The 3,751-nt window shown below is 71.9% G+C and carries 2 protein-coding genes; one reads left to right on the top strand and one right to left on the bottom strand.

Annotated features, from left to right (window positions below):
* The coding region (locus tag WBA11_RS19570) for an efflux RND transporter permease subunit (RefSeq protein WP_424522309.1) at positions 1-2,936 on the top strand (2,936 nt) is incomplete at its 5' end.
* Between the two features lie 116 nt (positions 2,937-3,052).
* On the opposite strand, the gene WBA11_RS19575 is transcribed toward WBA11_RS19570, so the two are convergent.
* Positions 3,053-3,751 (bottom strand): TetR/AcrR family transcriptional regulator (locus tag WBA11_RS19575; RefSeq protein WP_424522310.1); only part of this gene is annotated, 699 nt, incomplete at its 5' end.

Genomic DNA, 3,751 nt, shown 5'->3' on the forward strand with positions numbered 1-3,751 from the left:
CCCTCGACGACGCCCGGAGCGTCCAGATCGACGGCGTTCTGGAGCGGCGGGTCTTCGTCGACTACGACCCGGCGCGCCTGGCCGCGCTCGGGGTCTCGACGGGCTACCTCATCGGCCAGCTCCAGAACCAGAACCTGGTCGCGGGCAGCGGCGACGTCGCGTCGGGCACCCGGACGCTCGCGCTGCGCACCGACGGCGTGTTCAACTCCGTCGAGGACGTCCGCCAGACCGCGCTCCGGCTCCCGGCCGGCGAGGTCGTCGCGCTCCAGGACCTCGCCGAGGTCCGCGAGGGCTACGCCGAGCCCGGGCGCCAGCGCGTCCGCGTCAACGGCGAGGCCGCCGTCACCGTCGGCGTCTCGATGAAGGCGTCAGGCAAGCTCACCGAGTTCGGGCCCGAGGTGCTGGACGCCGTCGAGGCGACGAAGACCGAGCTCCCGGCCGGCATCGGGTTCGATGTCGTGGTCTACCAGCCACGCGTGGTCGATAGCCTGACCTCGGAGTTCGTGTGGAGCCTGGTACAGGCCGTCTTCATCGTGATCGGCGTGCTCCTGCTCTCGCTCGGCGTCCGGACGGGGCTCGTGGTCGCGGCCTCGATCCCGATCACGATGTTCGCCTCGTTCATCGCCATGCACGCGCTGGGGATCACGATCAACCAAATGTCGCTGACGGCGCTCATCGTCGCGTTGGGGTTGTTGGTCGACAACTCGATCGTCGTCGCCGAGCAGGTGCTGACCGACGTCGAGGGCGGCAAGGACAAGCGGGAGGCGGCCCAGGACGCCGCGGGCGACCTCGCCTTCCCCTTGTTCGTCGCTTCGGCATCGACGGCCGCGGCGCTCCTGCCGACCTACCTCGCGCCGGGCGCGTCGTCGGAGTACGTCGCGGCGCTCTTCGAGGTGCTCGCGATCTCGCTCGCCGTCTCGTGGCTGCTCTCGATGACGCTCATCCCGCTCTTGTGCGTGCTGTTCTTAAAGGTGGACCACGAAGCGACCCACGACCGGACCCCGATCTGGCGCCGGCTGGCCGAGAGGGCCGGGTGGGTCTCGGCGAAGACCCAGACGCGCGTCCCGGCCGACGACCCGGCCGCCCCGTTCGAGACCCCGTTCTACCGGCGCTACCGCGGCGTTCTGCTGGGCATGGTGAGGCGACCGTGGCTCTCGCTCGGCGCCTTCGTGGCGGTGCTCGTGGTGGCCAACGTCCTGTTCGCGACGGCCGTGCCGCAGCAGTTCTTCCCCGAGAAGTCCTACTCCGTCTTCAACGTCGAGCTCACGCTCCCGTGGGGGACCTCGCTCGACGAAACGGACCGGGTCGTGGCCGACCTCGAGCGCTACATGGCCGACAGCCTGATGGCTCCCGTGTCGGAGCCGGCCGAGCGGATGGGGGAGCCGCCGGAGGTCGCCGAGCCGGGCGTGATCAAGTGGGCGGCCTACGTCGGCTCGCCGCCGCCGCGCTACACGCTCGCGTTCGCGCCCGAGGCCCCCAACCTCAACTACGCCTACCTCCTGGTGACGGCGTCGTCGCCCGACGCCCACCAGCGCCTCTTCGAGCGGGTCGGCGCCTACATGGCGCGTGCGCACCCGGAGGTGACCACGCGTCCGAACAGGCTCCAGAACGGGCCCCCGATCACCTACCCGGTCGAGATCCGCATCTCCGGCGACGACCCGGCCCGGCTGCAGGGCGTGGCGGGGGACGTGCGCGACCGGCTCCGTGAGGTCCCCGGTTTGGAGAACGTCGGGACCGACTGGGGACCCAGGCAGGCCGCGCTCGACGTCGAGGTCGACCACCGGGCCGCCCGCAGGGCCGGCCTGGCGACGTCCGACGTCACGCTGTCGCTCCAGACCGCGCTCGACGGCGTCCCGCTCACGGCGCTCCAGCAGGGAGACCAGCTCGTCCCCGTGGTGCTCCGCTCGACGGACGCCCTGGCCGGGGCCGAGGCGCTCGACCGGCTCGAGCTCTACAGCGAGCAGGCCCGGCAGTCCGTCCCGTTCGGCCAGGTCGCCCAGGCCCGCGTCGTCTACGAGCCCGGCAACATCGAGCGCTACGACGGCCGGCGCACCGTGACGGTCCAGGCCGACATCGCGCCCACGGCGGGGCCGTTCGTGACGCCGTTCTCGGTCCAGGCCGACCTCCAGGACTACCTCGACGAGGCGTCGGCCTCGTGGCCGGCCGGCGTCAGCTACGCCTACGGGGGCACCGTCGAGGAGAGCGCCGAGTCCCAGGGCGCGATCAATTCCCGGGGCCCGCTGGCGGGGATCGTGATCGTGCTCCTGCTCGTGATCATGTTCAACGCGCTCCGGCCCCCGCTCGTAGTCCTGCTGACCCTGCCGTTCGCGTTCGTCGGGACCGTGCTCGGGATGCTCGTCTCGGGCTACGCGTTCGGGTTCATGCCCCTCTTGGGCACCATCGCGCTCGTCGGCATCATCCTCAACAACGCCGTCGTGCTCTTGGACCGCGTCGGGTCGGAGGAGCGGCGGGGGCTGCCGCCGGAGCAGGCCCTGCTCCACGCCGCCCAGCAGCGGTTTCGCCCCATCCTCTTGACGGCGGCGACGACGGCGGGGGGGCTCATCCCGCTCTGGATCGCCGGGAGCCCGCTCTTCGCTCCGATGGCGGTCGCATTGCTCTTCGGCCTCGTCGTGTCGTCGGCGCTCACGCCCGGGCTCGTCCCGGTCCTGCACACCCTGGTCTACCGCCTCGACTTCTCGGGCGTCGACTACGACCCCGACCCCGAGCTGCGCCCTCAGACCGACGCCGTGGTCGAGGAAGAGACGGTGGGCGAGGGCTACGACGAGGCGGGGGTCCCTGTCGGAAACGTCCCCGAGGTCGGTCACGCGCCCAAGGCCGACCGGCCGCACGACGGCCAGGGGGGCGAGGGCAGCGATACTGGGGGCGTCTCCGGGGGTGACGGGGTCCCAGAGAGTGTACCCCGGCCACCGGCCTGACCGGGGGCCGCGCCCGGAAGCGAGGGCGCCCCACGTGTGGCGGAGCCCTCGACCGCCCCAGACGGGCACGTGAGTCGACCGCGGGGGGGCCGGCTCGGCGGTCCGCCAGACCCCCGCTACGGGCGCAGTGCCCGGAGCATGAAGCCGACGACGTGTTCGACACGGCCCTCCATCATCTCCGCCCACTCGGACTCGTCCACGCCCAACAGGGCGTGGTGGATGTAGGGGACCGAGTGGGGCGAGATGGCCAGGGCGTTGAGGTCGATGACGAAGTCTCGCGCCCGCGTCGGGCGGATCTCTCCGGCCTCCGCGGCGGCGTCGAGGCGGCCTTGAAGCGCCTCGAGGTCGGGCGTCGTGAACGTCTTGATGGCCTGGACCCGCCGCTCGGGGTCGTGATGCATCTCGGACTGGATGTAGCCGCCCAGCGTCGGCCGAGCGGTGAGGGCCTCGAGCTCCTGCCTCGCCATGGTTCGGATCAGCTCCTCGATGCCGACGTCGGCGTCGAGCGCCCCCGACACGCGCTCGAACCACTGCCGCGCGGCCCACTCGAACACCCTGTCCGCCAGCCGCTCCTTCGTCCGGAAGTAGTAGTGGAGCACGGACTTGCTGACGCCGGCCGCGTCCGCGATCTGCTGCGTCCGCGCGCCGGCCGTCCCGCGCTGGAGGAACACGTCGAGGGCGGCGTCGAGGACCCGCTGCTCTGTTGGGTCGACTTCGGCGGCGTTGGACATCCGGGGAGTGGTGGCGGTCGAGGGGAGATCACTCCACCATACGCCCGTTCCAGCACCGGGCTCCCAGCGGCGCCGGCTCGGCGC

It is taken from the genome of Rubrivirga sp. (assembly GCF_049648075.1).
GTDB lineage: Bacteria > Bacteroidota > Rhodothermia > Rhodothermales > Rubricoccaceae > Rubrivirga.